The following is a 1,186-nucleotide window of genomic DNA, read 5'->3' on the forward strand; positions in this document are numbered from 1 at the left end:
ATGGCAAAAGAAAAGTTTGAACGTTCGAAACCGCACGTTAACGTTGGTACTATCGGCCACGTTGACCACGGTAAAACTACCCTAACTGCAGCAATCACTAACGTACTTGCAAAAGTATACGGTGGTGAAGCGAAAGACTTCGCATCAATCGATAACGCTCCAGAAGAGCGTGAGCGTGGTATCACAATCTCAACTTCACACGTTGAGTATGACACTCCAACTCGCCACTACGCGCACGTTGACTGTCCTGGACACGCTGACTACGTTAAAAACATGATCACTGGTGCTGCTCAGATGGACGGCGCGATCCTGGTAGTTGCTGCAACTGACGGTCCTATGCCTCAAACACGTGAGCACATCCTACTTTCTCGTCAGGTTGGTGTACCTTACATCATCGTATTCATGAACAAATGTGACATGGTTGACGACGAAGAGCTACTAGAGCTAGTAGAGATGGAAGTTCGTGAACTTCTTTCTGAGTACGACTTCCCAGGTGATGACCTGCCTCTAATCCAGGGTTCAGCTCTTAAAGCGCTTGAAGGCGAGAAAGAGTGGGAAGACAAGATCGTTGAGCTTGCAGAAGCACTAGATTCTTACATCCCAGAGCCAGAGCGTGACATCGATAAGCCGTTCATCATGCCTATCGAAGACGTATTCTCAATCCAGGGTCGTGGTACAGTTGTAACTGGCCGTGTTGAAGCTGGTATCATCAACGTGAACGACGAAGTTGAAATCGTAGGTATCAAAGAAACTACGAAGACAACTTGTACAGGTGTTGAAATGTTCCGTAAGCTGCTTGACGAAGGTCGTGCAGGTGAGAACATCGGTGCCCTTCTACGTGGTACTAAGCGTGATGAAGTTGAGCGTGGTCAGGTTCTTTGTAAGCCTGGTTCAATCAACCCACACACTAAGTTCACTTCAGAAGTATACGTACTGTCTAAAGATGAAGGTGGTCGTCACACTCCATTCTTCAAAGGCTACCGTCCACAGTTCTACTTCCGTACAACTGACGTAACTGGTAACGTTGAGCTGCCAGAAGGCGTAGAAATGGTAATGCCTGGTGACAACATCAAGATGACTGTTGAGCTAATCGTTCCAATCGCGATGGACGAAGGTCTACGTTTCGCGATCCGTGAAGGTGGCCGTACAGTTGGTGCTGGTGTTGTTGCAACTATCGTTGAGTAAT

General features: G+C 47.6%; 1 protein-coding gene. It reads left to right on the plus strand.

From position 1 onward, the window contains the following. A complete protein-coding gene (gene tuf, locus CWB99_RS23565) occupies window positions 1–1,185 on the plus strand; it encodes an elongation factor Tu (protein WP_010387468.1) in 1,185 nt (394 codons plus the stop codon). The last annotated feature ends 1 nt before the right edge of the window (window position 1,186 follow it).

This window comes from Pseudoalteromonas rubra, from assembly GCF_005887095.1.
Taxonomy (GTDB): Bacteria; Pseudomonadota; Gammaproteobacteria; order Enterobacterales; family Alteromonadaceae; genus Pseudoalteromonas; species Pseudoalteromonas rubra_E.